The sequence below is a fragment of the Acidovorax sp. Root217 genome (assembly GCF_001428645.1).
Lineage (GTDB): Bacteria > Pseudomonadota > Gammaproteobacteria > Burkholderiales > Burkholderiaceae_C > Acidovorax.
The window spans coordinates 97,715-123,660 of record NZ_LMIH01000034.1 but is presented as its reverse complement, the minus strand read 5'-3'; the positions used below and the strand labels follow the sequence as shown (position 1 = coordinate 123,660).

Below are 25,946 nucleotides of genomic sequence, written 5' to 3'. Positions count from 1 at the left end.
AGAGAACCCGTATGACCATGATCACCCTCGCCCTGTCCAAGGGCCGCATCTTCGACGAGACCCTGCCGCTGCTGGCCGCCGCCGGCATCGAGGTGCTCGAAGACCCAGAGAAGTCGCGCAAGCTCATCCTGCCCACCAACCAGCCTGATGTGCGCGTGGTGCTGGTGCGTGCCACCGACGTGCCCACCTACGTGGAGTACGGCGGCGCCGACATCGGCGTGACCGGCAAGGACACCCTCATCGAGCATGGCGGCCAGGGCCTGTACCAGCCACTGGACCTGCAGATCGCCAAATGCCGCGTGAGCGTCGCCGTGCGCAACGACTTCGACTACGAGCGCGCCGTCAAGCAGGGCTCGCGCCTGAAGGTGGCCACCAAGTACACCTCCATCGCGCGCGACTTCTTCGCCACCAAGGGGGTGCACGTGGACATGGTCAAGCTCTATGGCAGCATGGAGCTGGCGCCGCTGATCGGCCTGTCCGACGCCATCGTCGACCTGGTGTCCACCGGCAACACCCTGCGCGCCAACCACCTGGTGGAAGTCGAGCGCATCATGGACATCAGCTCCTACCTGGTCGTCAACCAGGCCGCGCTCAAGCTCAAGCAGGCTCCGCTGCGCCGCATCATCGATGCGTTTGCCGCAGCCACCGCGGCGCGCGCCTGAACGAATCACCGATTTCCCACAGCGACAGAGACCCGAAAGCCATGCAAGCCAAGCCCGTACGCCTGAGCACCGACAGCGCTGATTTCGAAGCCGCCTTCCGCGATCGCCTGCATTGGTCCGCCGACACGGATGCGGCCATCGAGCAGCGCGTGGCCGACATCCTGGCCGATGTGCGGGCGCGTGGCGATGCCGCCGTGCTCGACTACACGGCGCGTTTCGACGGCCTGGCGGCTGATTCCATGGCCGGGCTCGAACTCACGCAGGCCGATTTCAAGGCCGCGTTCGACGCCATTCCCGCGGCCCAGCGCGATGCCCTGCAGGCCGCCGCCAGGCGCGTACGCAGCTACCACGAGGCGCAGAAGAAGGCCTCGGGCGAGAGCTGGAGCTACCGCGACGAGGACGGCACCCTGCTGGGCCAGAAGGTCACCCCGCTCGACCGCGTGGGCATCTACGTGCCCGGCGGCAAGGCGGCCTATCCGTCGAGCCTGCTCATGAACGCCATCCCCGCCCACGTGGCCGGCGTGCAGGAGATCATCATGGTGGTGCCCACGCCCGTTCGCGGCAGCGTCGCCACCGGCGGCTCGGGCGCGCAGCTGGCATCCACCAAGGGCGAACGCAACGAGCTGGTGCTGGCGGCGGCCTACGTGGCTGGCGTCACGCGCGCCTTCACCATCGGCGGGGCGCAGGCCGTGGCCGCGCTGGCCTATGGCACCGACACCGTGCCCAAGGTCGACAAGATCACCGGCCCGGGCAACGCCTACGTGGCCAGCGCCAAGAAGCGCGTGTTTGGTACCGTGGGCATCGACATGATCGCCGGCCCCAGCGAAATCCTGGTGCTGGCCGACGGCAGCACCCCGGCCGACTGGGTGGCGATGGATCTGTTCTCCCAGGCCGAGCACGACGAGCTGGCGCAGAGCATTCTGCTGTGCCCCGACGCGGCCTACATCGACGCCGTGCAGGAGGCCATCGACCGCCTGCTGCCCACCGTGCCCCGCGCCGAGATCATCGCCAAGAGCCTGAACGGCCGGGGCGCCCTGATCCACACGCGCAGCATGGAAGAGGCCTGCGCCATCAGCAACCGCATCGCCCCCGAGCACCTGGAGGTGAGCAGCAACGAACCGCACCGCTGGGAGCCCCTGCTGCGCCACGCGGGCGCCATCTTCCTCGGGGCCTATACCAGCGAAAGCCTGGGCGACTACTGCGCAGGCCCCAACCATGTGCTGCCCACCAGCGGCACGGCACGCTTCAGTTCGCCACTGGGCGTCTACGACTTCCAGAAGCGCAGCAGCCTCATCGAGGTGAGCGAGGCCGGCGCTCAGGCCTTGGGCACCATCGCGGCCGAACTGGCCTATGGCGAGGGCCTGCAGGCCCATGCCCGCGCCGCCGAGCTGCGGCTCAAGCCCGTGCCGCCAGCCCGGGGCTGATAGCCTTTTTTCAGGCCGCCTGCAGGCGGATGGACGCGCCCGGCGCGGGCACATCGGCCGCCGCTGAACGGTCCAATACATCCGAATTCCGGTGCCGCGCCCAGCTCAGGCGCGCCGGCGGGCCACCCTCGGCGCTCACGCGCAGCCGCACCGGCCCGGCGAACGACAGGCGCTGGCCTGCATCGAGGAAATAGTCTTCCAGCAGGCCATCGCAGGTGACCCAGACACGGCCCTGCTCGACTTCGAGCAGGCCGGTTTCGCCCGTGCGGAATTCGAGCGCCTGCACGGCCTGCAGAGGCGGCAAGGGTTGGCTGTTCCACTGCAGCGCCAGGGCCTGTGGCCGCAGCGGTGGGACAGTGGGCAAAGCGGGGGAGGGGGTGTGCAGTGAGTTCATGCCTTGCACTGTGCGCGCCCGCGCCCTGGGTCACCAGCCACAGCACGGCGCGAGCTGGTGCAGTACAGATCCCCCGCTGCGGGGCTCTGTGTCGTATTGACTGGGGTCAATCTGTACTGGCCATCGCTGGCCCTGCCAGTACAGAATGAAGCCATGGACGCCGTGGAAACTACCCCCCTCTACCTGCAGATCGCGGCCCAACTGGCCGAACTGGTGCGCAACGGCACCCTGGCGCGCGGCGAGAAGATGCCCTCGGTGCGCGAACTGGCGCGCCAGCGCGGCGTGGCCCAGAGCACCGTGGTGCAGGCCTACCACTGGCTCGAAGACGCGCGGCTGATCACTGCCCGCCCGCGCTCGGGCTTCTTCGTGGCGGCGCGCCCGGTCAACCTGCCCGAACCCACCACCCCACGCCCGCTGCGCCGCCCGCGCGAGGTGTCGGTGGACTGGCTGGGCCAGCGCATCATGGGCCGTGCCCAGCCGGTGGACATGCTCTCGTTCAGCAGCGGTACGCCGGGGCCCGACATGCTCAACCCCGACCGCGTGCGCCGCGCCGTGGTGCGCTCCGTGCAGCGCAATCGCCAGTTGCTGTGCACCTACCCCTCGTCGGCCGGGCAGGAGGAGGCGCGGCGCGCCCTGGCGCGCTATGCCGTGGGCCTGGGTTGCAGCCTGGACCCCGAGAACATCGTGATCACCGGCGGCTGCATGGACAGCATCGCCCTGTGCCTGCGCGCCGTCACCCAGCCGGGCGACGTGGTGGCGCTGGAGTCGCCCACGCACTTTTCCTTCCTCGAAGTGCTGCAGGGCCTGCACCTCAAGGCGCTGGAGATCCCCACGCACCCGCGCCACGGCATCTCGCTCGATGCGCTGCAGCTTGCGCTCGATACGCAGCCCGTGAAGGCCCTGATGGTGGTGCCCACGCTGAGCAACCCGCTGGGCAGCTGCATGCCCCAGCCCGAGCGCCGGCGGCTGGCGCAGATGGCCTCGCGCCACGGCATGGCGGTGATCGAGGACGCGATCTACGCCGACCTGGCCGAGTCCGACGAGATGCGCCGCACCGTCAAGTCCTACGACACCACGGGCCACGTGATGCTCTGCGACTCGTTCTCCAAGACCCTGGCACCGGGCCTGCGCCTGGGCTGGGTCGAGGCCGGGCGCTGGACGGAGCAGCTGCGCAGCATCAAGGACATGCAGGCCGGTGGCCAGTCGGCCGTGCTGGAGCTGGCGCTGGCCGACCTGATCAACCAGAGCGGGCATGCGGCCGCCATGCGCCAGCTGCGCGCGGCGGCTGCGGCCCGGCTCGACGAGGTGCGCCACACCATCGGCGCGTATTTTCCGCCGGGCACGCGGGTCAGCGACCCGCCCGGCGGCATGCTGCTGTGGGTGGAGCTGCCGCGCGCGCTCGACTCGGTGCAACTGCATGAAGCCTGCCTGGCCGAGCACATCCTGATCGCCCCCGGCACCGTGTTCAGCGCCAGCGGGCGCTTTCGCAACTGCCTGCGCATCGGCGTGGGGGGCGACTGGACCCCGGAACACCTGGTGGCCCTGCGCAAGGTGGGTGACATGGCCTGTCGCGTGCTCCAGGCCATCACCCGAAAAGCGGCCTGAATTTTTCACACGAACTTCGTGAAGCACGAACTTCGTGTAATATGGATCCCATGAAAAACGTCACTATCACCATGGACGACGCCGCCGCCGAATGGGTGCGCATCGAAGCCGCCAAGCGCGGCAGCAGCGTGTCGCGCCTGGTGGGCGAGTGGCTGGCCGAAAAGATGCGCCAGGAAGACGCCTACGCCCAGGCCATGCGCGAGGCGCTGGGCTTCGAGAGCTGGGGCGCTTCCAGCGGCCCCTATGTGCCGCGCGAAATCCTGTTCCAGCGATGAGCAGCACCGTGCCCTTGTTCGTCGACACCGAGCTGCTGCTGGCCAGCGTGGACGACCGCGACCCAGTGCGCCAGGCGCGGGCCCGCGAGTGGCTGGGCTTTTGCTGGCAGACGCGCAGCGGGCGCATCAGCTCCCAGGTGCTCAACGAGCTGTACAACCAGGCCATCCAGCGCTTCGAGGGCCCGCGCACCGTGCCCCTGGTGCGCGCCCAGGTGCGGCGCCTGCGCGTGTGGCTGCCGCCGCACCTCGACGCCTACACCGTGGACGGCGCCTGGGACCTGCAGGACCGCTATGGTCTGGGCTACTGGGACGCGCTCATCGTCTCCTCGGCCCACCAGCAGGGCTGCCGCTACCTGCTCACCGAAGCACTGCCGCACGACCAGGTGTTCGATGCCGTGCGCGCCGTCAACCCTTTTCTTGTCGCCCCCCACGAACTGGACACCGCCGAATGACCACCACTGCCCCGCCTCTGGCCGCCCTGAACCGCATCCGTGCCGACGTGCGCGCCATGCATGCCTATGCCGTGCAGCCGTCCACCGGCATGCTCAAGATGGACGCGATGGAAAACCCGTTTCGCCTGCCCGCCCACCTGCAGGCCGCGCTGGGCCAGCGCCTGGGCGCGCTGGCGCTCAACCGCTACCCGGGCGAGCGCCTGAACGACCTGAAGGCCGCGTTGGCGAAGTACGCCGGCATGCCCGAGGGTCACGGCATCGTGCTGGGCAATGGGTCCGACGAACTCATCACCCTGCTGGCCCTGGCCTGCGCCCAGCCCGGCGAGCGTGCCACCATGCTGGCGCCCATGCCCGGCTTCGTGATGTACCCGCTGAGCGCGCAACTGCAGGGCCTGGATTTCGTGGGCGTGCCGCTCACTGCCGATTTCGAGCTCGACGAGCCGGCCATGCTGGCCGCCATCGCCCAGCACCGCCCGGCCATCACCTACATCGCCTACCCCAACAACCCCACGGCCACGCTGTGGGATGAGGGCGCGGTGCAGCGCATCATCGACGCGGTGGGCGCACAGGGCGGCTTCGTGGTGATGGACGAGGCCTACCAGCCATTCGCCAGCCGCACCTGGATCGACCGCATGCGCGCCGAACCGGCGCGCAACGGCCATGTGCTGCTCATGCGCACGCTCAGCAAGTTCGGCCTGGCCGGGGTGCGCCTGGGCTACCTCATCGCGCCAGCGGCCGTGACCACCGAGATCGACAAGGTGCGCCCGCCCTACAACGTGAGCGTGCTCAACTGCGAGGCAGCGCTGTTCGCGCTGGAGCATGCCGACGTGTTCGCCGACCAGGCCGCCGAGCTGCGCGCCCAGCGCACACTGCTGGTGCAGGCCCTCAGGGCCCTGCCAGGCATCGAAAAGTGCTGGGACAGCGAGGCCAACATGGTGCTGGTGCGTGTGGCCGATTCCGCCACAACCTGCGAGGGCATGAAAAAGCGCAAGGTCCTCGTCAAGAACGTTTCTACAATGCACCCCATGCTGGTGAACTGCCTGCGCCTCACGGTGGGCAACGCCGACGACAACGCGCAGATGCTTGCTGCGCTCCAAGCCTCCCTATGACTTCTTCTGCACTCGTTCCCTCCGCCTCGACCGATCCCCAGGCCGACCGCACCGCCGAGGTCAGCCGCAACACCGCCGAGACGCACATCACCGTGCGCATCAACCTCGACGGCACCGGCCAGGCCAAGCTGCACACCGGCATCGGCTTTTTCGACCATATGCTCGAACAGATCGCCCGCCACGGGCTGATCGACCTGGAGGTCGACTGCGACGGCGACCTGCACATCGACGGCCACCACACGGTGGAAGACGTGGGCATCACCCTCGGCCAGGCCTTCGCGCGCGCCGTGGGCGACAAGAAGGGCATCACCCGCTACGGCCATGCCTATGTGCCGCTGGACGAGGCGCTGAGCCGCGTGGTGGTCGATTTCTCGGGCCGCCCCGGGCTGCACCTGCACATCCCGTTCACGGCGGGCAGCATCGGCGGCTTCGACACGCAGCTCACCTACGAATTCTTCCAGGGCTTCGTGAACCACGCGGGCGTGACGCTGCACATCGACAACCTCAAGGGCATCAACGCGCACCACCAGTGCGAAACAGTGTTCAAGGCCTTTGCCCGCGCGCTGCGCTCGGCCCTCACGCGCGACCCGCGCGCCGCCGGCACCATTCCGTCCACCAAGGGCAGTCTCTGATTCCCACACGCTGAAAAAAGGCCGCTACCGATTTTTCGCCAAGCGCCGATAGCTATGAATATGGAAGCAAAAACCGTCGCCGTGGTTGATTACGGCATGGGCAACCTGCGCTCGGTGTCGCAGGCCGTGCAGGCTGCGGCCGAAGGCTCGGGCTGGACCGTGGTCGTCACCTCGCGCCCTGAAGAGGTGCGCGCCGCGCAGCGCATCGTGCTGCCGGGGCAAGGTGCCATGCCCGACTGCATGCGCGAGCTGCGCGACTCGGGCCTCTCGGAGTCCGTGCTCGAAGCTGCGGCCAGCAAACCGATGTTCGGAGTGTGCGTGGGCATGCAGATGCTGCTGGACCACAGCGCCGAGGGCGACACGCCCGGCCTGTCGCTGATCCCTGGCGAGGTGCGCAAGTTCGATCTCGCCGGCCGCACCCAGCCCGATGGCAGCCGTTTCAAGGTGCCGCAGATGGGCTGGAACCAGGTGCGCCAGATGGCGCACCGCGGTGCGGCACATCCGGTATGGACCGGTGTGCCCGACGGCAGCTACTTCTATTTTGTGCACAGTTTCTATGCCCGGCCGCAGAATGCAGCGCACTGCGCGGGCGAGGCCGACTACGGCGGTGTGTTCGCCGCGGCGATTGCACGCGATAATATTTTTGCCACGCAGTTCCACCCCGAGAAAAGTGCGGAGCACGGCCTGGCGCTGTACCGCAATTTCCTGCACTGGAACCCCTGAGTTTTCATTTCCAACCCTGTTCGGGCCGAGCCCGGCCTCGCCCTTTTTCACCCGAACCCACCATGCTGCTCATTCCCGCCATCGACCTCAAGGACGGCCACTGCGTACGCCTCAAGCAAGGCGACATGGACCAATCCACCACCTTCGGTGAAGACCCTGCCGCCATGGCGCGCAAGTGGCTGGAGGCGGGCGCACGCCGCCTGCACCTGGTGGACCTGAACGGCGCCTTTGCCGGCGTGCCCAAGAACTTCAGCGCGATCAAGTCCATCCTGCAGGAAGTGGGCGAGGACATTCCGGTGCAGCTCGGTGGCGGCATCCGCGACCTGGACACCATCGAGAAATACATCGACGGCGGCCTGCGCTACGTTATCATTGGCACGGCGGCGGTGAAGAACCCCGGCTTCCTCAAGGACGCCTGCAGTGCCTTCGGCGGCCACATCATCGTCGGCCTCGATGCCAAGGACGGCAAAGTTGCCACCGATGGCTGGAGCAAGCTCACCGGCCACGAAGTGGTGGACCTGGCCAAGAAGTTCGAGGACTGGGGCGTCGAGTCCATCATCTACACCGACATCGGCCGCGACGGCATGCTCTCGGGCATCAACATCGAAGCCACCGTCAAGCTCGCACAGTCGCTGAGCATTCCGGTGATCGCCTCGGGTGGCCTGTCGAACATGGCCGACATCGAGAAGCTCTGCGCCGTCGAAGGCGAGGGCGTGGAAGGCGTGATCTGCGGGCGCGCCATCTACAGTGGGGACCTCGATTTCGCGGCAGCGCAGGCGCGTGCCGATGAACTCAATGGCTGACGCGTAAAGCGCGCCCCAACGACTACCTTTGACTGCCATGCTTGCCAAACGCATCATCCCCTGCCTGGACGTGACCGGAGGCCGCGTGGTCAAGGGCGTCAATTTCGTCGAGCTGCGCGATGCGGGCGACCCCGTCGAGATCGCCGCGCGCTACAACGCGCAGGGCGCCGACGAGCTGACCTTTCTCGACATCACCGCCACCAGCGATGGGCGCGACCTGATCCTGCCCATCATCGAAGCGGTGGCCAGCCAGGTGTTCATTCCGCTCACCGTCGGCGGAGGCGTGCGCACGGTGGCCGATGTGCGCCGCCTGCTCAATGCGGGCGCGGACAAGACCAGCTTCAACTCGGCCGCGATTGCCGACCCCGGCGTGATCAATGCGGCATCGGACAGGTACGGTGCGCAGTGCATCGTGGTGGCCATCGATGCCAAGCGCCGCTCTGAAGAGGATGCGCAGCGCACCGGGGCCGACGGCAAGGCCGTGGGCCCGGGTTGGGATGTGTACAGCCATGGTGGGCGCAAGAACACCGGCCTGGACGCCGTGGCCTGGGCCACCGAGATGGCGCGCCGCGGCGCGGGCGAGATCCTGCTCACCAGCATGGACCGCGACGGCACCAAGGCCGGCTTCGACCTGGCGCTGACGCGTGCGGTGAGTGATGCGGTGAGCGTGCCCGTGATCGCCTCGGGCGGCGTGGGCAACCTCGACCACCTGGCCGACGGCATCCAGATCGGCGGCGCCGACGCGGTGCTGGCCGCCAGCATCTTCCACTATGGTGAGTACACCGTGGGCCAGTCCAAGCAGCACATGGCGGGGCGGGGCATCCCGGTGCGGCTGTTATGAGGGGCTCCTTGCGGGCCCTGGCCGCTGCCATGGCCCTGTGCGCCGGTTTTGCCGCCATGCCAGCCGCAGCACAGCAGGTGCCGGCGCCGTCCTATGCGCGCGGCTATTTCGACCGCATTCCCTGCGTGGACCGCATCGGTCGTTGCTTTGACGCGACCATCGGCGGCAAGGCGGTGCAGGTGATTGCCGACAAGGCCGAGTACGAAAAGCTCAAGGCCCTCCTGGCCGAGCTCAACGACAACGTGCGCGAGGTCTACTGGATCGTGCGCGAACCGGTGGACGGCAAGGTGGCGCTCGACGTGCTCACACGCCCCAACGCCATGGGCCTGGCCCATGTGGGCGAAGAAAAGGAAGAGCCCGACGTCACGGTCTACGGGCTCGATGGCCAGGATCTGGAGAGCGAGACTGAAATGGTGGCGCAACAGAGCGTGCGCGTGAACGGCCAGCCGGTCGTCACGCAGCAAGAGACGCTGACGCAGGACTTTCTGCCTCCCGGCCGCTACGTGATCGCCATCAAGTACCTGGGCCGCAAGAACTGGGACCGCAAGCGGGTCTTCCTCACGGTGGCAAAGCCCTGAGGGGCTGAGTGGCTAGGGTGCAGGCCAGCGTGAGTGCCTGAATCCATCGGTGGCAGGGGGCGGCGGGCCTTCTAGCGGCAGCCACAGCTGCACCACCGTGCCGCCCAGGTGACCCGGAAGTATCCGCGCATGGCCACCCAACTGGCGCGCACGTTCGTCAATGTGGTTCAGCCCCCGCCCCGGGGTGTTGCCTGCCAGGGAGGGCAGCCCGCGGCCATCGTCCTCGATCTGAACGCAGACCCCCGGCCCCGTGTCCACAGTGGCCGATAGCGTGACATTGGCCGCCCCGGAGTGCTTGACCACGTTGGCCAGCGCCTCCTGCACGATGCGCAGCACGTGCAGCGCCGCAGGCGCATCCAGCCAGGGCAGCGGCGGAAGGTCGTCCATGTGCCAGTGCAGGGTGATGCCGCCCTGTGCCAGCCGGTGGCCTACGCGCTGGCGCAGGGTTGCCAGCAGGGTGGTCAGGTCCTGGTCGATGGGCTCCATCGAATCGATGGTCAGGCGCAAGTCTTCCAGGCAGTCGCGCAGCACCTGGGCCACATCGCCCTGCGACAGGCGTCCTTGTTCCATCTGTCCCAGCGACGACACCAGCATGGCACCCAGGCCATCGTGCATGTCGCGCGTGAGCCGCTGGCGCTCCGTCAGCCGCACGCGCTCGTTTTCCACCTCGGCCAGCAGGGCGAAATTGCCCTGCAGCGCGCGCTGCTGCTCCGAGAGCTTGTCCTGCAGCACCTGGGCCGCGCCTTCCGCGTGCTCCAGCGCGCTGATGTAGCGGCGGTTCACGGCGTACAGGAAAGCGCCCAGCACCAGCACCATGGCGTAAGGCATGAGGTACAGGCTCTCGGGCGATATGCGCAGCTGCAGCAGCGCCAGGTCGTGCACGCCCAGGCCCAGGCAGATGCACAGCGCCAGCGCCAGCACCCGCAACTCGCGGCTGCCCCGCCAGGCCGACCCGGCGATGAGCAGGGTCACGCCCATGGCGACCAGCGTATTGGCGGCATGCAGCAGCAGCGGCGTATCCAGAGCCCAGGGCAGGAACGGCATGGACATGGCCGATACCAGGACCGCAAAGCCCAGCAGCAGGCGCTCTACCCACGGAAAGCGACGCGTGGCAAAACGCAGCGAAAACAGGTAGACCAGCAGCATGACCCAGGTCATCGAGGCATCGGTGGCCCACCAGAACCAGCGCAGGGCGTCGAGGTTCTGTGGCAGCTCGATGCCGTAGTGCAGGTTGCGCAGCCACCAGGCCAGCGATGCCAGGCCGAAGTACAGGTAGGCCGTGTCCTTGCGGCGGCGCCACCAGAACGCCAGCGAGAACAGCCCGAGCATGACGAGCGTGGTGCTGGCCGCCAGGGGCACGGTGACGACCCAGCGCTGGCGTGCCGACCACAGGCTCTGCAGTTCAGTCTCCGCTCCCAGCCACAGACGGCTCAGTGCATAGCTGCCGTCGGCGCGCGGTGGCAGCGCGAGGAACAGCAGGCAACTGCCGTGGGGCTGGGCGGCGGCGCTGGGCAGCCGCAGCAGGATGGGCTGGTTCCACTGCGAGGGCCAGGCCGGGCTGTTGTCCAGCAACTGGCGCGTGGCCTGTGCATTGCGCAGCCATACCTGCAGGGGGCCGCCGTTCACGCGGGGCAGGTACAGGGCCAGCGTCTCCTGGGCTGCCGGCACAGGGCATGCCGTGCGGTACCAGACCGTGGGCAGGGGCAGATTGACGGCTGCCCGTGTGGTGGCCTTGCGCTGTATGGCCTGGGGCAGCTCGACAGGGTGCCACTGCCCCTGCGCTCCCTCCCCCGGCGGGCCGATGGAGGGCTCGGACCCCGGCACGGGCTCCCAGCGCTCCACGCGCGAAACCATGGCATTGGTGATGTCGGTGGCCGGTTCCAGCAGGCTTGCATGCGCCAGCGATGGGGCCCAATCCAGCAAGTGCGCCAGGGCCAGGTAGGCAGATGCCATCCAGCGCCAACCCTGTCGGCCTGGGGCTGGCGTGCCGGGCTGCAGGGTGCGGGAGGGGCGGGCCACGGAAATGCCGGTGCAGTGCTGGGCTGGGCTGGGGCCGTCAGTCGCCCATCAGCCCGCGCTTGCGGGCTTCGTAGACCGCCTCGGAGCGGGAGTGCACCTGCAGCTTGCGGTAGCTGCGCTTGACGTAGGTGAGCACGGTCTGCTGGGTCACGCCCATCATCTGTGCGATCTCGCGGTAGCTGTAGCCCTTGGCGGCCAGGCCAAGCATCTCGCATTCGCGGTCGCTGAGCAGGCCCGCGTCGGCCTCGCTGGCGACGGTATCCGGCGGGCTGGCCTGCGGGCGCTGGCGCGAGCTGCCCGCAGGGGCCAGCCGGGTCAGCAGGCGCCGGGCGATCACGGGGCTGATGGGGCTGCCGCCTGCGTGCACGGCGCGCACCATCTCGGCCAGGTCCAGGGCCGGTGTGTCCTTGAGCACGTAGCCCGTGGCGCCGGCTGCCAGTGCCTGCATGACATGGGCCTCGTCGCCGAACACGGTGACCACCACCACCTCGCAGTGGGGCGCAATGCCCGCGCTGCGCGCGATCACCTCGATGCCGTTGAGGTCGGGCAGGCCCAGGTCCAGCAGCAGCACCTGGGGCTGGTGCCGGGCCAGCAGGGCCAGGCCCGAGGCCGCGTCACCGGCGGCACCCACCAGGCGCAGGTCGGGCGCGGCGGCAATGCTGTCGCACAGGCGCTGCCTGAACGGGGGGTCGTCCTCGATCACGAGCACGGAGAGCAAAGCGGACATGGGGGGCGGGCCTTGGAAGCTCGGCGGTGGATTTCATGATACGCGCGGCCTGCTGTCACAGCTGCTTGCATATGAACCGTTTTGTCCCTTGTTCGAGGGACAGACGCGCGCGGCGCGTGGCGGAAGAATCCATGCACCTTCACTGCTAGCAGGAGTTGCTCCATGTCTGATTCCTTGAACAGGTTCTTGCGCCGGGCCCTCGTGCTGGCAGGCGTCCTTGCCGGGCTGGCCTGTCCGGCGCTGGCCGCCATTCCGCATGTCGTCATCGGCGACTACCACATGCTGTTGCTCAACGCGGACGGCAGCGTCACCTCCTGGGGGCGCGGGGACTCGGGGCAATTGGGCCGTGGCCAGGCCGACCGCAGCAACCCCGCGCCCGCGAAGATCGCATCGCTGGGCACGGAGGTGGTGGCCCTGACCGCCGGGGGACAACTGTCCGCAGCCGTGAAGCGCGACGGCAGCGTCTGGGTCTGGGGCAATGTCTCCGACGGGCTGATCGGCTCCAACACCTCGGGCGGGCAGTTCCGCTACGAGCCCGTCCAGGTGCCTGGCCTGTCGGGCATCGTCTCGGTGCTCGCCGCCACCAACGGCTATTCGCTCTATGCCACGGACAGCAATGGCCAGATCTGGGCCTGGGGTTACGACAATGGCTACGGCAACCTGGGCCTGGGCCCCGGTGGGCCGCAGCAGCGGGGCCAGCCGCAGCCCGTTGCCGGCGCCACCGGCATCGTGCAGCTGGCGGTGACAGGCACGCAAATGATCGGCCGCCGCCAGGACGGCAGCCTGATCGGCTGGGGCAGCAACGCCGTGCGCGACAACCCCATCCAGGCGGTGGCGGCCGCCACGGATCCCCTGGGCGTGACGGCGCTCAAGCCCACGGGTCTGGCCTTCATTGACGCGACGGCCACGGGCAACGCGGCCGGTCTGTACTACGGCATCAAGAACGGCCAGGCGCTGGCCTGGGGCGACACCAACAGCGGCATGCTGACCTGCGGCCAGGAGAACGCGCAGACGGCGGCCCAGCCCTACACCATCAAGAACCTGGCCAACCTGCGCCAGATCGCTGCAGGCGGGGGCTCCGCGCTGTTCGTCGACGGGGCCGGCAGCGTGTTTGCCTGCGGCCAGGGCAGCAATGGCCTGCTGGGCGACGGCACGACGGCCTCCACCAAGTGGGATTCGGTGCCGGCCAACGCCAAGGCGGGCCCGGTGCGGGTGCAGGGCCTGCCCGGCCCGGTGTCGTACGTCTTCACGGGCGCCTTCGCTGCGGCGGCGCTCATGCCCGATGGCGCGGTCTACACCTGGGGCCGCACCGACGGAGGTGTGCTGGGCAACGGGGTCACCACCTCCAACGGCGTCGTGAGCACGCCCACGCGCATCGCGCTCAACGCCGGGGTGGACAACAGCAGCAACCCTGGCAACACCGGCAATCCAGGGACTCCGGGAACCGGTGGCCCTGGCACCGGCACGCCCGCGCCGGGCACCGAGCCCGCCTTCAGCACCGCCCAGAGCGGCCCGCTGAACAACCTGACGGCCCGGGCCGGCGTGACCCTGCCTGCGGCGCACGCGGGCCAGCCGGGCGCGATCTTCGTGGTTCTGGCGCTGGCGGATGGCCGCGTGCTCATGCTGGACGGGGCGCAGTCGACCTTCGTGCCCTACAACCCCTTCGCGACCGCTGCGCTGTACGTGGGGGCGCTGCCGGTGTCGGCGCCCATCCTCAACATCAACGGCATGGACCTGAGTGCGCTGGTCGGCAGCAGCATCTTCCTGGGCTATGGCCTCGGGGTGAATTCCCAGGCCGCCGTGAACGAGATGCTGCGCGCGGGGCGCTTCTCCAACGTGCTGACACTGCGCTGAGCGGTCCTGCCTCCACGCGGTCCACGCCTTCGCCCGCATCCGTGCGGGCGGGCGTGGACCGCTTGCGTCGGGAGGCCCGTGCAATGCCCTGCCTGGGGTCGGTCATTCAAATCGCCGACAATCCGGGCCATGAACTGGCTCAACGAAGTGAAATGGGATGCGCAGGGCCTGGTGCCCGTGATCGCGCAGGAGCAGGGCACGGGCGACGTGCTGATGTTTGCGTGGATGAACCGCGAGGCGCTGGAAAAGACCGCAGAACTCGGCCGCGCCGTGTATTTCAGCCGCTCGCGCGGCAAGCTGTGGTTCAAGGGCGAGGAGTCGGGCCACGTGCAGACGGTGCACGAGATCCGCCTGGACTGCGACAACGACGTGGTGCTGCTCAAGGTGACCCAGTTGGGCCACGAGCCCGGCATCGCCTGCCACACGGGCCGACACAGCTGTTTCTTCAGCGTGCTCAGGGACGGTGCATGGAAAGCCGTCGATCCGGTCTTGAAAGACCCCGAATCCATCTACAAGTAACAAGACCATGAGTTCCAATGACTCCCTGGCGCGCCTGGCCGCCGTCATCGAAAGCCGCAAGCCCGCCAACGGCGGCGACCCCGAGAAGAGCTACGTCTCGCGCCTGCTGTACAAGGGGCCCGATGCCTTTCTCAAGAAGATCGGCGAAGAGGCCACCGAGGTGGTCATGGCCGCCAAGGACGTGGACCATGGGGCCGATGCCAGCAAGCTGGTCTACGAGGTGGCCGACCTGTGGTTCCACTCCATGATCGCGCTGGCCCACTATGGCCTGACGCCCGCCGACGTGGTCGCCGAGCTGGAGCGCCGCGAGGGCACCAGCGGCATCGAGGAGAAAGCCCTGCGCAAGGCCGTTGCGCGTGCAGCCCACGAAGAAGGATCCCCATGAGCGACATCATCGACGTGCGAACCAATGACCAGAAGGCCGAAAGCCTCAAGAACATCGGCTGGATCAGCTATGCGCTGCACCTGATCGTGGCCCTGGGCGCCGTGTTGCCGGGCACGCAGGCCAGCGCGTTGCTGCTGGTGATCGCCCTGGTGCTCGACCTGGTCAAGCGCGGCGATGCCCAGGGCACCTGGCAGGAGAACCATTTTTCCTGGCGCATCCGCTCCGTCCTCTGGGCCGGCGCGCTGTACGCGGTGACTGCGCCGCTGTGGCTGCTGTTCCTGCTGCCCGGCTGGATCGCCTGGGGCATCATCTCGCTGTGGTTCCTGTACCGCATCGTGCGCGGCATGCTGGCCATGAGCAAGAACCAGGCGGTGGATGGCTGAACCGCCTGCGCTGCGGCGCCTGAACCTGGCGTTGCAGGGCGGGGGCTCGCACGGCGCGCTGACCTGGGGCGTGCTCGATGCCTTGCTGGAAGACGGGCGTTGGCAGATCGACGGCATCAGCGGCACCAGCGCCGGCGCGATGAACGCCGTGGCCCTGGCCCATGGCTTTGCCCAGGCGGCGCAGGCCCACAAGGACCCCGAGGAAGCGCGCCTTGCTGGCTGCGCCATGGCACGCGCGTCGCTCACCCGGCTGTGGGAGGGCGTGGGGTCTCTGGGCAGCCTGACATGGGGCACGCCGCTGTCGGCAGCCAACCCGCTGGTGGGCATGATGGCCCAGTGGCTATCGCCCTACCAGACCAACCCGCTCGGGTTCAATCCCTTGCGCCAATTACTGGAGCGCGAGGTGGATTTTGGCCTGCTGTGCTCGGCCCGTTCCAGCATCGAGAGCGTGGTGCCGCAGGTGTTCGTGTGCGCGACCAACGTGCGCACGGGGCGCGGTGAGATCTTCTCGGGCCCGCGGCTGAGTGCCGACGCCGTGATGGCCTCGGCCTGCTTGCCCATGGTGTTCAAGGCGGTGGAGATCGATGGCGAGCACTACTGGGACGGTGGCTATTCGGGCAACCCGGCGCTGCACCCGCTGATCTACCAGACCCAAACCTCGGACATCCTGCTGGTGCAGATCAACCCGATCGAGCACCTGTCCGTACCCGACAGCGCGCATGAAATCGTGGAGCGCATGAATGAGGTCACCTTCAACGCCAGCCTGCTGGCCGAGTTGCGCGCCATCGAATTCGTGCGCCGCCTGCTGGCCGAAGGCAAGCTCGACGCGCGCCGCTATAAGAACGTGCTGATGCACCGCATCGACGGGGGTGCGGTGCTCGCGCCCTTGGGTGCGGACAGCAAGGCACGTGCCGACACCGCCTTCGTGCGCCAACTGTTCGAGCTGGGGCGCCAGGCGGGTAAAAGCTGGATGAAGGCCCACCGCAAGGACGTGGGCGTGCGCCCGAGCATCAAGATCGCTGACAATGCGTGAATGTGCCGTCTGGCAACGACAACACCGCCTTTTTTCTCACCATGCACGATCCGAACTGCCTTTTCTGCAAAATCATCGCGGGCCAGATTCCATCGAAGAAGGTCCATGAGGACGATGACATGTTCGTCTTCCATGACATCCATCCGTGGGCCCCAGTGCACTTCCTGATGGTGCCCAAGGTGCATATCCCTTCCATGGCCCAGGTCACCGAGGCGGATGCCGGGGTGCTGGGGCGCATGATGGCGCTGGCGCCGAAGCTGGCCCAGGAGCAGGGCTGCAACCCCTACCCGGAAGGCGGCTTTCGCATCGTGGTAAACACGGGGCTTGAAGGCGGCCAGGAAATCCACCACCTGCACATCCACGTGATGGGCGGTCCCCGCCCTTGGCTCAAAGGCTGACCCTGGCTGACGTCCGGGGCCGATAGACCCCTGGTTCGCGACAGGGGGTGTGAACTTCGGTCACGGCCGGGGTCTAAAATGATTGCAATTCGTTAGGAGATATTCCATGGGCTCTTTTTCCATCTGGCACTGGCTGATCGTGCTGCTGATCGTCGTCATGGTGTTCGGCACCAAGAAGCTCAAGAACATGGGCTCCGACCTCGGAGGCGCCGTCAAGGGCTTCAAGGACGGCATGAAGGACGGTTCCACGGCCGACAGCGGTGCTGTCAATCCCCCCGCTGGCCAGGTGACCAGCAGCCAAGCGGCCGACAAGACCACCATCGATGTCGAAGCCAAGCAAAAGAGCTGACCGCTGAGCGGACACCTGCTTCATGATTGATATTGGCCTGTCCAAGATGGCGCTGATCGGCGCCGTGGCGCTGATCGTCATCGGCCCCGAAAAGCTGCCGCGCGTGGCCCGCACGGTGGGCACCTTGCTGGGCAAGGCACAGCGCTACGTGGCCGACGTCAAGTCCGAGGTCAACCGGTCCATGGAGCTCGACGAGCTGCGCAAGATGAAGGACACGGTGGAAGGCGCCGCACGCGACGTGCAGCAGTCCATCCAGACCGGTGCCAGCGAGTTCGAAAAGGACTGGGCTGCAGCGACGGACATGAGCACCCCCGAGCCCTTCGAGACTTCGGTGGTGGTGCCCGCCTACAAGAATCCCGGCAAGAACTGGCGCCTCAAGCGTGGCGCCACGCCCCAGTGGTACAAGTCGCGCAGCGGGGTGCGCACCAAGGCGCAGTCCGGCGCGGCGCGCGTCGCCCGGTACCGGCCCCAGAAATTCCATTGACGATGCCGCGCAGCCTTTGGTGCGCGCTGCATGGGCGGCCCCCACGCCCCTGAAAATCCAACATGTCCGAAACTCCCCCCAAAGAAGACGAGCTGGCCGGTACCGAGCAGCCGTTTGTGCAGCACCTGATGGAGCTGCGCGACCGGCTGGTCAAGGCCATCATTGCCATCGCTATCGCGGCGGCAATCCTGTTCTTCTTTCCCGGCCCTGGCGCGCTCTATGACTTCCTGGCGGCGCCCCTGGTGGCCCACCTGCCCAAGGGCGCCACGCTGATCGCCACCTCGGTGATCTCGCCCTTCATGGTGCCGCTCAAGATATTGTTGATGTCGGCCTTCCTGCTGGCGCTGCCCGTCGTGCTGTGGCAGGTCTGGGCCTTCGTGGCGCCGGGCCTGTACTCGCACGAGAAGAAGCTGGTGCTGCCGCTGGTGGTGTCCAGCACGCTGCTGTTCTTCATCGGCGTGGCGTTCTGCTACTACTTCGTGTTCGGGCAGGTGTTTGCCTTCATCCAGAGCTTTGCGCCCAAGAGCATCACGGCCGCGCCTGACATCGAGGCCTACCTGAGCTTCGTGCTCTCGATGTTCCTGGCCTTCGGCATGGCATTCGAGGTGCCTATCGCGGTGGTGGTGCTGGCCCGCATGAACATCGTCAGCGTGGAAAAGCTCAAAAGCTTTCGCGGCTACTTCGTAGTGGGGGCCTTTGTCGTGGCGGCCATCGTGACGCCACCGGACGTGGTCTCGCAGCTCGCGCTGGCCGTGCCCATGTGCATCCTGTACGAGGTGGGCATCTGGGCCGCGCAGATCTTCATCAAGCACACCAAGGCGCCGGAAGATGCCGATGAAGCTGCGTCCTCGTCGTCTTCCTGATCAGAAAACCGACCTGCAGCCTCAGGGCGAAAAAAGCAACTGCCGCTCGAAGCGCCAGTTGCTTTTTTCATGGGGCCGCCAGCGAAAGGCGCCTTCAGAAAACGGCATTCAGGATTTGCCAGGCCAGGGGGTTGCGGCCCCCTGGGCGCACGAAGCGCCTCAGGGGCTTATCTCTTCACGTTGCGCTGCGGCCGGGGGCGCACGCCCGGGGTGATGTTCAGTTCCACCAGGGCATCGGCGCGCTTCACGTTGAAGGGGGCGGCCGCTCCGGGCTTGAGGGCCGCCACGGCGGTGAGCAGTTCGGAGACATTGCCCACGTTCTTGCCATCCACCTTCACGATCACGTCGCCAGGGCGCATGCCGGCCTGGGCGGCGGGGCCGTCCTGCAGCACGCCGGTGATGATGACGCCCTCGGAGGCCTTCACTCCAAAGGTTTCTGCCAGCTCGGGCGAGAGCTCGTTGGGCTCCACGCCGATCCAGCCGCGCGTGACCTGGCCGTCCTTGACGATGCCGTCCAGCACCAGGCGCGCGGTGGAGACCGGGATGGCAAAGCCGATGCCCATGCTGCCGCCCGAGCGGGAGTAGATGGCAGTGTTGATGCCCATGAGGTTGCCATTGACGTCCACCAGGGCCCCGCCGGAGTTGCCGGGGTTGATGGCCGCGTCGGTCTGGATGAAGTTCTCGAAGGTGTTGATCCCGAGCTGGGTGCGACCCAAGGCGCTGACGATGCCGCTGGTCACCGTCTGGCCCACGCCGAAGGGGTTGCCGATGGCCAGCACCTGGTCGCCCACGTCCAGGGCGTCCGAGTTGCCCAGCACGATCACGGGCAGCTTGTCGAGCTCGATCCTGAGGATGGCCAGGTCGGTGTCGGGGTCGGTGCCGATCACGCGTGCGCGGGCGCGCCGGCTGTCGGTGAGGGTGACCTCGATCTCGTCGGCGCCTTCCACCACATGGTTGTTGGTGAGGATGTAGCCATCGGGGCTGACGATCACGCCGCTGCCCAGGCCCGCCTGCTGTTGCTGGCTGTTGTTGCCTTGGTCGCCGAAGAAGAACTGGAACCACGGGTCATTGCTGCGCGGGTGGCGCACGGCCTTGCTGGTGTTGATGCTCACCACGGCCGGCGCGGCCTTGCGCGCGGCGCCGCTGAAGCTGCCGGCGGCCGGCTGCTGGCCGGCGGAGGGTGTATTGGCGGGCGCTTCGATCAGCGCGATGCCCGCGCCCGAGCGCACGTTGCCGCGCCCCAGCCAGCCGGGCTGCAGGGTGGCCACGACGAAGTACGCCGCGACGAGCACCGTCACGGTCTGGGAAAACAGCAGCCAGATGCGTTTCATGGAGTGGGAGTCAAGGGGTCAGCAAAGACCGCCATTGTGCGTCATCGCCTGCGAGGCGCCGCCGCGCAGGCCACTCGGCGCCTGGATTTGCGGGCAGGGGAATCGCGGAGCACGCTGACGAAATCATAGGGAAAACCCTATAATTGTGCACGACTGCCCCTGCTGCCTGTGTTCTCTTGTGGCCCGCTACCCGCCTGGCCACCCGCGACAATCTCCCCTATCCGGAAACTGCCGACGAACGATGGCCTGCGGCACGCCACCGCTGCCGCCGCACCCCGCAGTCCTGTGCACGCATCTTCTGGAGCTCTCCCCTCATGACCTCGATCACCGCGGCGGACGGCGCGTCCGCGTCCGCCAGTCCCTCCCATCGTCCCCTGAACCGCAGCGATTACAAGACCCTCGGTCTGTCCGCGCTGGGCGGGACGCTGGAGTTCTACGACTTCGTCGTTTTCGTCTTCTTCGCCAACGTCATCGGCTCGCTGTTCTTTCCGGCCGACATGCCGGAATGGATGCGCCAGCTGCAGACCCTGGGCATCTTCGCCGCCGGCTATCTGGCGCGCCCGCTGGGCGGCATCGTGATCGCCCACTATGGCGACAAGCTGGGCCGCAAGAAGATGTTCACGCTGTCCATCTTCCTGATGTCGGTGCCCACCCTGGTCATCGGCATTCTGCCCACCTACGCCACCATCGGCATCACTGCGCCGCTGCTGTTGTTGGCCATGCGCGTGCTGCAGGGCGCGGCCATCGGCGGCGAGATGCCCGGCGCCTGGGTGTTCGTGGCCGAACACGCGCCAGCCAGGAACTACGGCTTTGCCATCGGCACGCTGACCTCGGGCATCACCGGCGGTATCTTCCTGGGCTCCATCATGGGCGTGTGGCTCAACACGACCTACAGCCAGGCCGAGGTGCATGACTGGGCCTGGCGCATTCCCTTCATCCTGGGCGGCGTGTTCGGCCTGGTGTCGGTGTACCTGCGCAAATTCCTTGAGGAGACCCCCATCTTCCGCGAGATGCAGGCCCGCAAGGCCGCAGACCGTGAGATGCCGCTCAAGACCATCCTGCGCGACCACCGTGAAGCCTGTGTGCTCGTGGCCCTGATGACCTGGGTGTTGTCCACGGCCGTGGTGGTGGTGGTGCTGTTCACGCCCTCTTACCTGCAGAAGGTGTTCCACATCGTGCCCGCAGCCGCCATGAAGGCCAATGCCGTGGCCACGGTGACGTTGACCATCGGCTGTGTGTTCTGGGGCTGGCTGTCCGACAAGGCCGGCACGCGCACGGCCATGGTGCTGGGGTGGGGTGGCATGACCGCCACTGCCTATCTGTTCTACATGGGCCTGCCGGGCACCGAAGCCTCGCTGGTCGGGTCCTACGCCCTGGTGGGCTTTTTCGTCGGCAGTATCTCGTTGCTGCCCGTGGTGGGCGTGCGCGCCTTCCCTGCGCCCGTGCGCTTCACCGGCCTTTCCTTTGCCTACAACATGGCCTATGCCGTGTTCGGCGGTCTCACACCCATGCTGGTCGCCACCTGGCAGCAGGCGGATGTGCTGGCACCGGCCCACTACGTGGCCGCCATGGGGGTGCTGGGCGCGGCCATCGGCCTGTTCTGGCCCCTGGCTGCCAAGGGGTGGCAGCCCGCCAAGGCCTGAAGGCCTGACACGCGGCGCTGCCCTTGGGCACAATCGGGGCATGAGCATTCAGCGACAAGAACTCCTGGCCCTTCTGGATGGGCTGCTGCAGCCCGCGCGCTTCAAGGACTATGGTCCCAATGGCCTGCAGGTCGAGGGCAAGGAAACCATCACCCGCATCGTGAGCGGCGTGACGGCCAGCCGGGCCCTGATCGAGGCGGCCATCGACGCGCGCGCGGACGCGATCTTCGTGCACCACGGCCTGTTCTGGCGTGGGCAGGACGGCCGCGTGGTCGGCTGGATGAAGCAGCGTCTGCAGCTGCTGCTGGCGCACGATATCAACCTCTTTGCGTACCACTTGCCGCTCGATGCCCACCCCGAGCTGGGCAACAACGCGCAACTGGGCCGAGTGCTGGGCCTGGCGGCCGATGCGCGCTTTGGCGAGCAGGAGCTGGGCTGTGTGGCCAGCGCGCAGTTTGCCGATGGCCAGGCCCTGGCCGACCATGTGGCCGGCGCCCTGGGCCGTGCCGTGACCCTGGTGCAGCCTGAAGGAGTCCTGCGGCGGCCCATCCGCCGCGTGGCCTGGTGCACGGGCGGGGCGCAGGGCTATTTCGAGCCGGCCATTGCCGCCGGGGCCGATGCCTTCATCACGGGCGAGATCTCCGAACCCCAGGCCCATCTGGCGCGTGAGACGGGTGTCTGTTTCATTGCGGCGGGGCACCATGCGACGGAGCGCTACGGCGCCCCGGCGGTGGCCGCGCATGTGGCGCAGCAGGCGGGTGTGGAGCATGTCTTCATCGAGGTGGACAACCCCGCATGAGCACCGCCATCGCCATTACCCAGGGCGATCCCTCCGGAATCGGCCCCGAAATCATTGCCAAGGCGTTTCGCGATGCGCCGCACGACCTGTGCGGCTGCTTCGTAGTGGGTGACGTGGCCACGCTGCGCCGCGCTGCGCAATGCATCGAGCGCCCTGGCATGCCGTCCCTGCCGGTGGCGGTAATCGATACACCGGCGCAGGCCCTGCAGGCGCTGGCGCGTTGTGTGCCGGTGTTGCCGTTGCCAGGCCTGCCGGGGCCGCAGCCCTGGGGGCAGATAGGCGCCGAGGCCGGTCGCGCCGCGGCGGACTGCGTGGTGTGGGCGGCGCGTGCTGCGCTGCGCGGCGAAGTGGCGGCGCTGGTGACGGCCCCCCTGCACAAGGAGGCGATGTCGGCCGCCGGTGTGGACTACCCCGGCCATACCGAACTGTTGCAGGCCGAGTCCGCCCGGCACCAGGGCGTGCCTTTGGCTGCCATGCCGGTGCGCATGATGCTGGCCAGCGACGAACTGCGTACGGTGCTGGTCAGCATTCACGTTTCGCTGCGCGATGCGATCGAGGCCGTGACACCTGCCAACGTGGCGCAGACGCTGCAGATCACCCATGCGGCCCTGCGGCGCACCCTGGGCCGTGCGCCGCGCATCGGCGTGGCGGGGCTCAACCCGCACGCGGGGGAGGGTGGCCTGTTCGGCCGCGAGGAGATGGACACCATCGCCCCGGCGATTGCCGCAGCCAGGGCGCAGGGCATGGATGTGCATGGCCCCTTCGCGCCCGATACGGTGTTCATGCGCGCGCGCCACGCCCCTGGCCACCCGGGCGAATTCGATGTGGTGGTGGCCATGTACCACGACCAAGGCCTGATCCCCGTGAAGTACCTGGGCGTGGACAAGGGCGTGAACGTGACCCTGGGCCTGCCGCTGGTGCGCACCAGCCCTGACCACGGCACAGCCTTCGACATCGCCGGCCAGGGCATCGCGGATGCCTCCAGTCTGGTGGAGGCCGTGCGCATGGCGCGGCAGCTGGCGCGGTAGCGCCAGGGCCGGTCAGGGCTGCCGGTTTTTCAGGCTGTCGCGGATTTCGCGCAGCAGTGCGATGTCTTCGGGCGGTGCGGCGGGCGCAGCGGGTGCGGCCGGGGTTTCGCGCTTCAAGCGGTTGATCTGCTTGATCATCATGAAGATGATGAACGCGAGGATGATGAAGTTCACCGCCACGGTGATGAAGTTGCCGTAGGCGAACACCGGCACCCCGGCCTTTTTCAGGGCGTCGAGCGTCATGGCCGTGCCGGCTGGCACGTTGCCTAGCACGATGAACAGGTTGGAGAAATCGAGCTTGCCAAACACCAGCCCCACCACGGGCAGGATCAGGTCGGACACGACTGAATCCACGATCTTGCCGAAGGCGCCGCCGATGATGACCCCCACGGCAAGGTCGATCACGTTGCCCTTGACCGCAAATTCCCGGAACTCTTGTGCAATGCCCATGGATAACCCCTCTTGATAATAGACAAGAAGCCGAGTATTGCCCAGGTCTGTGCCCTGTCAAGGCGGACTGTCCGCCTGCAATGACCCTTTTCACTCCGCTACAATTCGCGGTTGACCCCAATAGCGATGTACATCGAGGATCCCCATGAGTGACACCCCAATCGACTCCAGCAAGCGGACGTGGCTGATTGCGTCCGGCTGTGCTGGTGCGGTGGGCGGCGTGGCAACCGCCGTTCCTTTCGTGAGTACCTTCCAGCCTTCCGAGCGGGCCAAGGCTGCAGGTGCGGCCGTCGAGGTGGACATCTCCGCGCTCAAGCCCGGAGAAAAAGTCACCGTGGAGTGGCGTGGCAAGCCTGTCTGGATCGTCAAGCGCACGCCGGAGCAGCTCGCCGAACTGCCCAAGCTCGATGGCCAACTGGCGGATCCCAAGTCCGAGCGCAAGCCCTCAGAGCTGACGCCCGAATATGCCCGCAACGAAGGCCGTTCCATCAAGCCCGAAATCCTGGTGGCTGTGGGCATCTGCTCGCACCTGGGGTGCTCGCCGTCGGACAAGTTCCAGACCGGTGCACAGGCCTCGCTGCCCGACGACTGGAAGGGCGGTTTCCTGTGCCCCTGCCACGGCTCCACGTTCGACATGGCGGGCCGTGTCTTCAAGAACAAGCCGGCTCCCGATAACCTGGAAGTGCCTCCCCACATGTACCTGTCGGAGACCCGCCTCCTGATCGGTGAAGACAAGGCTTGAGGGAAATAAAAAATGGCCCACGAATTCAAGGAACTCTCTCCCAACGCCTCGGCAGGCGCGAAGGTCACCAACTGGTTCGAGAACCGGTTTCCGACCGCGTTTGATGCCTACCGCGTGCACATGTCGGAGTACTACGCTCCGAAGAACTTCAACTTCTGGTACATCTTCGGCTCGCTGTCGCTCTTGGTGCTGGTGATCCAGATCGTCACCGGGATCTTCCTGGTGATGCATTACAAGCCCGATGCGGCAAAGGCCTTCGAGTCGGTCGAGTACATCATGCGCGATGTGCCCTGGGGCTGGCTGATCCGCTACATGCACTCCACAGGGGCCTCGGCCTTCTTCGTGGTGGTCTATCTCCACATGTTCCGCGGGCTCATCTACGGCAGCTACCGCAAGCCGCGTGAGCTGGTGTGGGTGTTCGGCTGTGCGATCTTCCTGTGCCTGATGGCCGAGGCCTTCATGGGATACCTGCTGCCATGGGGCCAGATGTCGTACTGGGGCGCCCAGGTGATCGTGAACCTGTTCGCCGCGATTCCTTTTGTCGGCCCCGACCTGGCGCTGCTGATCCGTGGCGACTACGTGGTGGGCGATGCCACGCTGAACCGCTTCTTCAGCTTCCACGTGATCGCGGTGCCGCTGGTGCTGCTGGGCCTGGTGGTCGCCCACTTGCTGGCGCTGCACGATGTGGGCTCGAACAACCCCGACGGCGTGGAGATCAAGGGCCCCAAGGCGCCCAAGGATGCCAATGGCAAGCCGCTGGATGGCGTGCCCTTCCACCCTTACTACACGGTGCATGACATCTTCGGTGTCTGCGTGTTCCTGATGGCCTTCACGGCGGTGATCTTTTTCGCCCCCGAGTTCGGCGGCTACTTCCTCGAATACAACAACTTCATCCCGGCAGATCCGCTGAAGACGCCTGCGCATATTGCCCCGGTCTGGTACTTCACGCCGTTCTACTCGATGCTGCGTGCCATCACCAGCGAGATGATGTATGCGCTGATCCTGTGCGTGGTGGGCGGTGCCGTGCTGGCTTCGGTCAAGCTCAAGCTGCCAAGCTTCATCAAGGCCGGTGCCGTGGTGGCCTCCCTGGTGGTCGCCGCGCTGATGCTGGCCATCGACGCCAAGTTCTGGGGTGTGGTGGTGATGGGCGGTGCCGTGATCATCCTGTTCTTCCTGCCATGGCTGGACTACAGCCCGGTCAAGTCGATCCGCTACCGTCCCGACTGGCACAAGTACCTGTACGGCATCTTCGTGATCAACTTCCTGATCCTGGGTTACCTGGGCGTGCAGCCGCCATCGGCCATCGGTGAGCGCGTGTCGCAGGTCGGTACGCTGTTCTACTTCGGCTTCTTCATCCTGATGCCCGTGTGGAGCCGCCTGGGTACGCCCAAGCCGGTGCCTGACCGTGTGACCTTTGCCGCGCACTGAGCGGGAGACAAGA

Annotated in this window: 30 protein-coding genes; 25 read left to right on the top strand and 5 right to left on the bottom strand. The window is 67.1% G+C overall.

From position 1 onward, the window contains the following. Nucleotides 1-17: 17 nt before the first annotated feature. The gene (gene hisG, locus ASE31_RS25740) at nucleotides 18-662 is read left to right on the top strand and encodes an ATP phosphoribosyltransferase (RefSeq protein WP_369819501.1); all 645 of its coding nucleotides are present in this window, start codon (nucleotides 18-20) and stop codon (nucleotides 660-662) included. Nucleotides 663-703: 41 nt separating this feature from the next. Then, nucleotides 704-2,086, top strand: coding sequence for a histidinol dehydrogenase (gene hisD / locus ASE31_RS25735; RefSeq protein WP_057205069.1), 1,383 nt, complete (start codon nucleotides 704-706; stop codon nucleotides 2,084-2,086). Between the two features lie 10 nt (nucleotides 2,087-2,096). On the opposite strand, the gene ASE31_RS25730 is transcribed toward hisD, so the two are convergent. Then, entirely contained in the window at nucleotides 2,097-2,450 is a 354-nt protein-coding gene (locus ASE31_RS25730) for a DUF2917 domain-containing protein (protein ID WP_235514768.1), read from the bottom strand. A 183-nt stretch (nucleotides 2,451-2,633) separates the two neighbouring features. On the opposite strand from ASE31_RS25730, the gene ASE31_RS25725 reads away from it, so the two are divergent. The 9 genes from ASE31_RS25725 (at nucleotide 2,634) to ASE31_RS25685 (ending at nucleotide 9,498) form a co-directional block, all read left to right on the top strand. Next, nucleotides 2,634-4,085: a PLP-dependent aminotransferase family protein gene (locus tag ASE31_RS25725; RefSeq protein WP_057205063.1), complete on the top strand. Its 1,452-nt coding sequence runs from the start codon at nucleotides 2,634-2,636 to the stop codon at nucleotides 4,083-4,085. Between the two features lie 50 nt (nucleotides 4,086-4,135). Further along, nucleotides 4,136-4,360 carry a hypothetical protein gene (locus tag ASE31_RS25720; RefSeq protein ID WP_057205247.1) on the top strand — a complete coding sequence of 75 codons (225 nt, stop codon included), beginning with the start codon at nucleotides 4,136-4,138 and terminating at the stop codon, nucleotides 4,358-4,360. Then, a complete protein-coding gene (locus ASE31_RS25715) occupies nucleotides 4,357-4,812 on the top strand; it encodes a PIN domain-containing protein (protein WP_057205060.1) in 456 nt (151 codons plus the stop codon). Before ASE31_RS25720 ends, ASE31_RS25715 begins: the two co-directional genes overlap by 4 nt. After that, entirely contained in the window at nucleotides 4,809-5,921 is a 1,113-nt protein-coding gene (hisC, locus tag ASE31_RS25710) for a histidinol-phosphate transaminase (RefSeq protein ID WP_057205057.1), read from the top strand. The genes ASE31_RS25715 and hisC overlap by 4 nt, the downstream gene beginning before the upstream one ends. Then, nucleotides 5,918-6,553: an imidazoleglycerol-phosphate dehydratase HisB gene (hisB, locus tag ASE31_RS25705; protein ID WP_057205054.1), complete on the top strand. Its 636-nt coding sequence runs from the start codon at nucleotides 5,918-5,920 to the stop codon at nucleotides 6,551-6,553. Before hisC ends, hisB begins: the two co-directional genes overlap by 4 nt. Nucleotides 6,554-6,607: 54 nt before the next feature. Then, nucleotides 6,608-7,276: an imidazole glycerol phosphate synthase subunit HisH gene (gene hisH / locus ASE31_RS25700; protein ID WP_057205052.1), complete on the top strand. Its 669-nt coding sequence runs from the start codon at nucleotides 6,608-6,610 to the stop codon at nucleotides 7,274-7,276. Nucleotides 7,277-7,338: 62 nt separating this feature from the next. Next, nucleotides 7,339-8,079 (top strand): 1-(5-phosphoribosyl)-5-[(5-phosphoribosylamino)methylideneamino]imidazole-4-carboxamide isomerase, encoded by a 741-nt coding sequence (gene hisA, locus ASE31_RS25695; protein WP_057205049.1) that lies wholly within the window; start codon nucleotides 7,339-7,341, stop codon nucleotides 8,077-8,079. A gap of 37 nt (nucleotides 8,080-8,116) precedes the next feature. Beyond that, nucleotides 8,117-8,920 carry an imidazole glycerol phosphate synthase subunit HisF gene (gene hisF, locus ASE31_RS25690; RefSeq protein ID WP_057205046.1) on the top strand — a complete coding sequence of 268 codons (804 nt, stop codon included), beginning with the start codon at nucleotides 8,117-8,119 and terminating at the stop codon, nucleotides 8,918-8,920. Then, nucleotides 8,917-9,498, top strand: a complete 582-nt coding sequence (locus tag ASE31_RS25685; RefSeq protein WP_235514767.1) for a hypothetical protein — start codon at nucleotides 8,917-8,919, stop codon at nucleotides 9,496-9,498. The genes hisF and ASE31_RS25685 overlap by 4 nt, the downstream gene beginning before the upstream one ends. Before the next feature lie 12 nt (nucleotides 9,499-9,510). Here ASE31_RS25685 and ASE31_RS25680 read toward each other — a convergent pair whose 3' ends face one another. Further along, entirely contained in the window at nucleotides 9,511-11,517 is a 2,007-nt protein-coding gene (locus tag ASE31_RS25680) for a sensor histidine kinase (protein ID WP_157412661.1), read from the bottom strand. 37 nt (nucleotides 11,518-11,554) lie between these two features. Further along, complete coding sequence (locus ASE31_RS25675) at nucleotides 11,555-12,244, bottom strand: response regulator transcription factor (protein ID WP_057205040.1); 690 nt, start codon at nucleotides 12,242-12,244, stop codon at nucleotides 11,555-11,557. A 162-nt stretch (nucleotides 12,245-12,406) separates the two neighbouring features. Between ASE31_RS25675 and ASE31_RS25670 the strand changes: the two genes are divergently transcribed. The 9 genes from ASE31_RS25670 (at nucleotide 12,407) to tatC (ending at nucleotide 18,512) form a co-directional block, all read left to right on the top strand. Further along, nucleotides 12,407-14,098, top strand: coding sequence for an RCC1 repeat-containing protein (locus ASE31_RS25670; protein ID WP_082604373.1), 1,692 nt, complete (start codon nucleotides 12,407-12,409; stop codon nucleotides 14,096-14,098). Between the two features lie 120 nt (nucleotides 14,099-14,218). Beyond that, entirely contained in the window at nucleotides 14,219-14,617 is a 399-nt protein-coding gene (hisI, locus tag ASE31_RS25665; protein ID WP_186457775.1) for a phosphoribosyl-AMP cyclohydrolase, read from the top strand. A gap of 7 nt (nucleotides 14,618-14,624) precedes the next feature. Further along, the gene (locus tag ASE31_RS25660; protein WP_057205036.1) at nucleotides 14,625-15,002 is read left to right on the top strand and encodes a phosphoribosyl-ATP diphosphatase; all 378 of its coding nucleotides are present in this window, start codon (nucleotides 14,625-14,627) and stop codon (nucleotides 15,000-15,002) included. Next, nucleotides 14,999-15,385, top strand: a complete 387-nt coding sequence (locus ASE31_RS25655) for a hypothetical protein (RefSeq protein ID WP_057205033.1) — start codon at nucleotides 14,999-15,001, stop codon at nucleotides 15,383-15,385. The genes ASE31_RS25660 and ASE31_RS25655 overlap by 4 nt, the downstream gene beginning before the upstream one ends. Further along, a complete protein-coding gene (locus ASE31_RS25650; RefSeq protein ID WP_057205030.1) occupies nucleotides 15,378-16,418 on the top strand; it encodes a patatin-like phospholipase family protein in 1,041 nt (346 codons plus the stop codon). The genes ASE31_RS25655 and ASE31_RS25650 overlap by 8 nt, the downstream gene beginning before the upstream one ends. A gap of 41 nt (nucleotides 16,419-16,459) precedes the next feature. Next, the gene (locus ASE31_RS25645) at nucleotides 16,460-16,816 is read left to right on the top strand and encodes a histidine triad nucleotide-binding protein (RefSeq protein WP_057205242.1); all 357 of its coding nucleotides are present in this window, start codon (nucleotides 16,460-16,462) and stop codon (nucleotides 16,814-16,816) included. A gap of 106 nt (nucleotides 16,817-16,922) precedes the next feature. Continuing rightward, nucleotides 16,923-17,165, top strand: a complete 243-nt coding sequence (gene tatA / locus ASE31_RS25640; RefSeq protein WP_057205028.1) for a Sec-independent protein translocase subunit TatA — start codon at nucleotides 16,923-16,925, stop codon at nucleotides 17,163-17,165. Nucleotides 17,166-17,187: 22 nt separating this feature from the next. Further along, complete coding sequence (gene tatB / locus ASE31_RS25635; RefSeq protein WP_057205025.1) at nucleotides 17,188-17,649, top strand: Sec-independent protein translocase protein TatB; 462 nt, start codon at nucleotides 17,188-17,190, stop codon at nucleotides 17,647-17,649. A 62-nt stretch (nucleotides 17,650-17,711) separates the two neighbouring features. Continuing rightward, nucleotides 17,712-18,512: a twin-arginine translocase subunit TatC gene (gene tatC, locus ASE31_RS25630; protein WP_057205022.1), complete on the top strand. Its 801-nt coding sequence runs from the start codon at nucleotides 17,712-17,714 to the stop codon at nucleotides 18,510-18,512. Nucleotides 18,513-18,679: 167 nt separating this feature from the next. Here tatC and ASE31_RS25625 read toward each other — a convergent pair whose 3' ends face one another. Beyond that, nucleotides 18,680-19,843 (bottom strand): Do family serine endopeptidase, encoded by a 1,164-nt coding sequence (locus tag ASE31_RS25625; protein ID WP_057205020.1) that lies wholly within the window; start codon nucleotides 19,841-19,843, stop codon nucleotides 18,680-18,682. A 314-nt stretch (nucleotides 19,844-20,157) separates the two neighbouring features. Here ASE31_RS25625 and ASE31_RS25620 point away from each other — a divergent pair, with 314 nt between their 5' ends. The 3 genes from ASE31_RS25620 to pdxA are packed head-to-tail and all read left to right on the top strand — an operon-like array spanning nucleotide 20,158 to nucleotide 23,313. After that, nucleotides 20,158-21,486 carry an MFS transporter gene (locus ASE31_RS25620; RefSeq protein ID WP_057205018.1) on the top strand — a complete coding sequence of 443 codons (1,329 nt, stop codon included), beginning with the start codon at nucleotides 20,158-20,160 and terminating at the stop codon, nucleotides 21,484-21,486. A 40-nt stretch (nucleotides 21,487-21,526) separates the two neighbouring features. Then, nucleotides 21,527-22,285 carry a Nif3-like dinuclear metal center hexameric protein gene (locus ASE31_RS25615; RefSeq protein ID WP_082604372.1) on the top strand — a complete coding sequence of 253 codons (759 nt, stop codon included), beginning with the start codon at nucleotides 21,527-21,529 and terminating at the stop codon, nucleotides 22,283-22,285. Next, a complete protein-coding gene (gene pdxA, locus ASE31_RS25610) occupies nucleotides 22,282-23,313 on the top strand; it encodes a 4-hydroxythreonine-4-phosphate dehydrogenase PdxA (protein WP_057205015.1) in 1,032 nt (343 codons plus the stop codon). The genes ASE31_RS25615 and pdxA overlap by 4 nt, the downstream gene beginning before the upstream one ends. A 12-nt stretch (nucleotides 23,314-23,325) precedes the next feature. On the opposite strand, the gene mscL is transcribed toward pdxA, so the two are convergent. Further along, complete coding sequence (gene mscL, locus ASE31_RS25605) at nucleotides 23,326-23,763, bottom strand: large conductance mechanosensitive channel protein MscL (protein ID WP_057205012.1); 438 nt, start codon at nucleotides 23,761-23,763, stop codon at nucleotides 23,326-23,328. 145 nt (nucleotides 23,764-23,908) lie between these two features. On the opposite strand from mscL, the gene petA reads away from it, so the two are divergent. Together petA and ASE31_RS25595 are read left to right on the top strand one after the other, a co-directional pair. Next, nucleotides 23,909-24,505, top strand: coding sequence for a ubiquinol-cytochrome c reductase iron-sulfur subunit (gene petA / locus ASE31_RS25600; protein WP_057205009.1), 597 nt, complete (start codon nucleotides 23,909-23,911; stop codon nucleotides 24,503-24,505). A gap of 12 nt (nucleotides 24,506-24,517) precedes the next feature. After that, nucleotides 24,518-25,933, top strand: a complete 1,416-nt coding sequence (locus ASE31_RS25595) for a cytochrome bc complex cytochrome b subunit (protein WP_057205007.1) — start codon at nucleotides 24,518-24,520, stop codon at nucleotides 25,931-25,933. Nucleotides 25,934-25,946: the final 13 nt, after the last annotated feature.

Excerpts from the sequence above, each read along its gene's own strand:
- hisH (WP_057205052.1), top strand. The coding sequence starts at position 6,608 with ATGAATATGGAAGCAAAAACCGTCGCCGTGGTTGATTACGGCATGGGC.
- ASE31_RS25720 (WP_057205247.1), top strand. The coding sequence starts at position 4,136 with ATGAAAAACGTCACTATCACCATGGACGACGCCGCCGCCGAATGGGTG.
- ASE31_RS25655 (WP_057205033.1), top strand. The coding sequence starts at position 14,999 with ATGAGCGACATCATCGACGTGCGAACCAATGACCAGAAGGCCGAAAGC.
- mscL (WP_057205012.1), bottom strand. The coding sequence starts at position 23,763 with ATGGGCATTGCACAAGAGTTCCGGGAATTTGCGGTCAAGGGCAACGTG.
- ASE31_RS25620 (WP_057205018.1), top strand. The coding sequence starts at position 20,158 with ATGACCTCGATCACCGCGGCGGACGGCGCGTCCGCGTCCGCCAGTCCC.
- tatB (WP_057205025.1), top strand. The coding sequence starts at position 17,188 with ATGATTGATATTGGCCTGTCCAAGATGGCGCTGATCGGCGCCGTGGCG.
- ASE31_RS25645 (WP_057205242.1), top strand. The coding sequence starts at position 16,460 with ATGCACGATCCGAACTGCCTTTTCTGCAAAATCATCGCGGGCCAGATT.
- hisD (WP_057205069.1), top strand. The coding sequence starts at position 704 with ATGCAAGCCAAGCCCGTACGCCTGAGCACCGACAGCGCTGATTTCGAA.
- hisC (WP_057205057.1), top strand. The coding sequence starts at position 4,809 with ATGACCACCACTGCCCCGCCTCTGGCCGCCCTGAACCGCATCCGTGCC.
- ASE31_RS25685 (WP_235514767.1), top strand. The coding sequence starts at position 8,917 with ATGAGGGGCTCCTTGCGGGCCCTGGCCGCTGCCATGGCCCTGTGCGCC.
- pdxA (WP_057205015.1), top strand. The coding sequence starts at position 22,282 with ATGAGCACCGCCATCGCCATTACCCAGGGCGATCCCTCCGGAATCGGC.
- ASE31_RS25615 (WP_082604372.1), top strand. The coding sequence starts at position 21,527 with ATGAGCATTCAGCGACAAGAACTCCTGGCCCTTCTGGATGGGCTGCTG.
- ASE31_RS25660 (WP_057205036.1), top strand. The coding sequence starts at position 14,625 with ATGAGTTCCAATGACTCCCTGGCGCGCCTGGCCGCCGTCATCGAAAGC.
- ASE31_RS25725 (WP_057205063.1), top strand. The coding sequence starts at position 2,634 with ATGGACGCCGTGGAAACTACCCCCCTCTACCTGCAGATCGCGGCCCAA.
- petA (WP_057205009.1), top strand. The coding sequence starts at position 23,909 with ATGAGTGACACCCCAATCGACTCCAGCAAGCGGACGTGGCTGATTGCG.
- ASE31_RS25715 (WP_057205060.1), top strand. The coding sequence starts at position 4,357 with ATGAGCAGCACCGTGCCCTTGTTCGTCGACACCGAGCTGCTGCTGGCC.
- hisF (WP_057205046.1), top strand. The coding sequence starts at position 8,117 with ATGCTTGCCAAACGCATCATCCCCTGCCTGGACGTGACCGGAGGCCGC.
- ASE31_RS25670 (WP_082604373.1), top strand. The coding sequence starts at position 12,407 with ATGTCTGATTCCTTGAACAGGTTCTTGCGCCGGGCCCTCGTGCTGGCA.
- hisB (WP_057205054.1), top strand. The coding sequence starts at position 5,918 with ATGACTTCTTCTGCACTCGTTCCCTCCGCCTCGACCGATCCCCAGGCC.
- ASE31_RS25650 (WP_057205030.1), top strand. The coding sequence starts at position 15,378 with ATGGCTGAACCGCCTGCGCTGCGGCGCCTGAACCTGGCGTTGCAGGGC.
- hisA (WP_057205049.1), top strand. The coding sequence starts at position 7,339 with ATGCTGCTCATTCCCGCCATCGACCTCAAGGACGGCCACTGCGTACGC.
- ASE31_RS25595 (WP_057205007.1), top strand. The coding sequence starts at position 24,518 with ATGGCCCACGAATTCAAGGAACTCTCTCCCAACGCCTCGGCAGGCGCG.
- ASE31_RS25675 (WP_057205040.1), bottom strand. The coding sequence starts at position 12,244 with ATGTCCGCTTTGCTCTCCGTGCTCGTGATCGAGGACGACCCCCCGTTC.
- ASE31_RS25625 (WP_057205020.1), bottom strand. The coding sequence starts at position 19,843 with ATGAAACGCATCTGGCTGCTGTTTTCCCAGACCGTGACGGTGCTCGTC.
- tatC (WP_057205022.1), top strand. The coding sequence starts at position 17,712 with ATGTCCGAAACTCCCCCCAAAGAAGACGAGCTGGCCGGTACCGAGCAG.
- tatA (WP_057205028.1), top strand. The coding sequence starts at position 16,923 with ATGGGCTCTTTTTCCATCTGGCACTGGCTGATCGTGCTGCTGATCGTC.
- hisG (WP_369819501.1), top strand. The coding sequence starts at position 18 with ATGATCACCCTCGCCCTGTCCAAGGGCCGCATCTTCGACGAGACCCTG.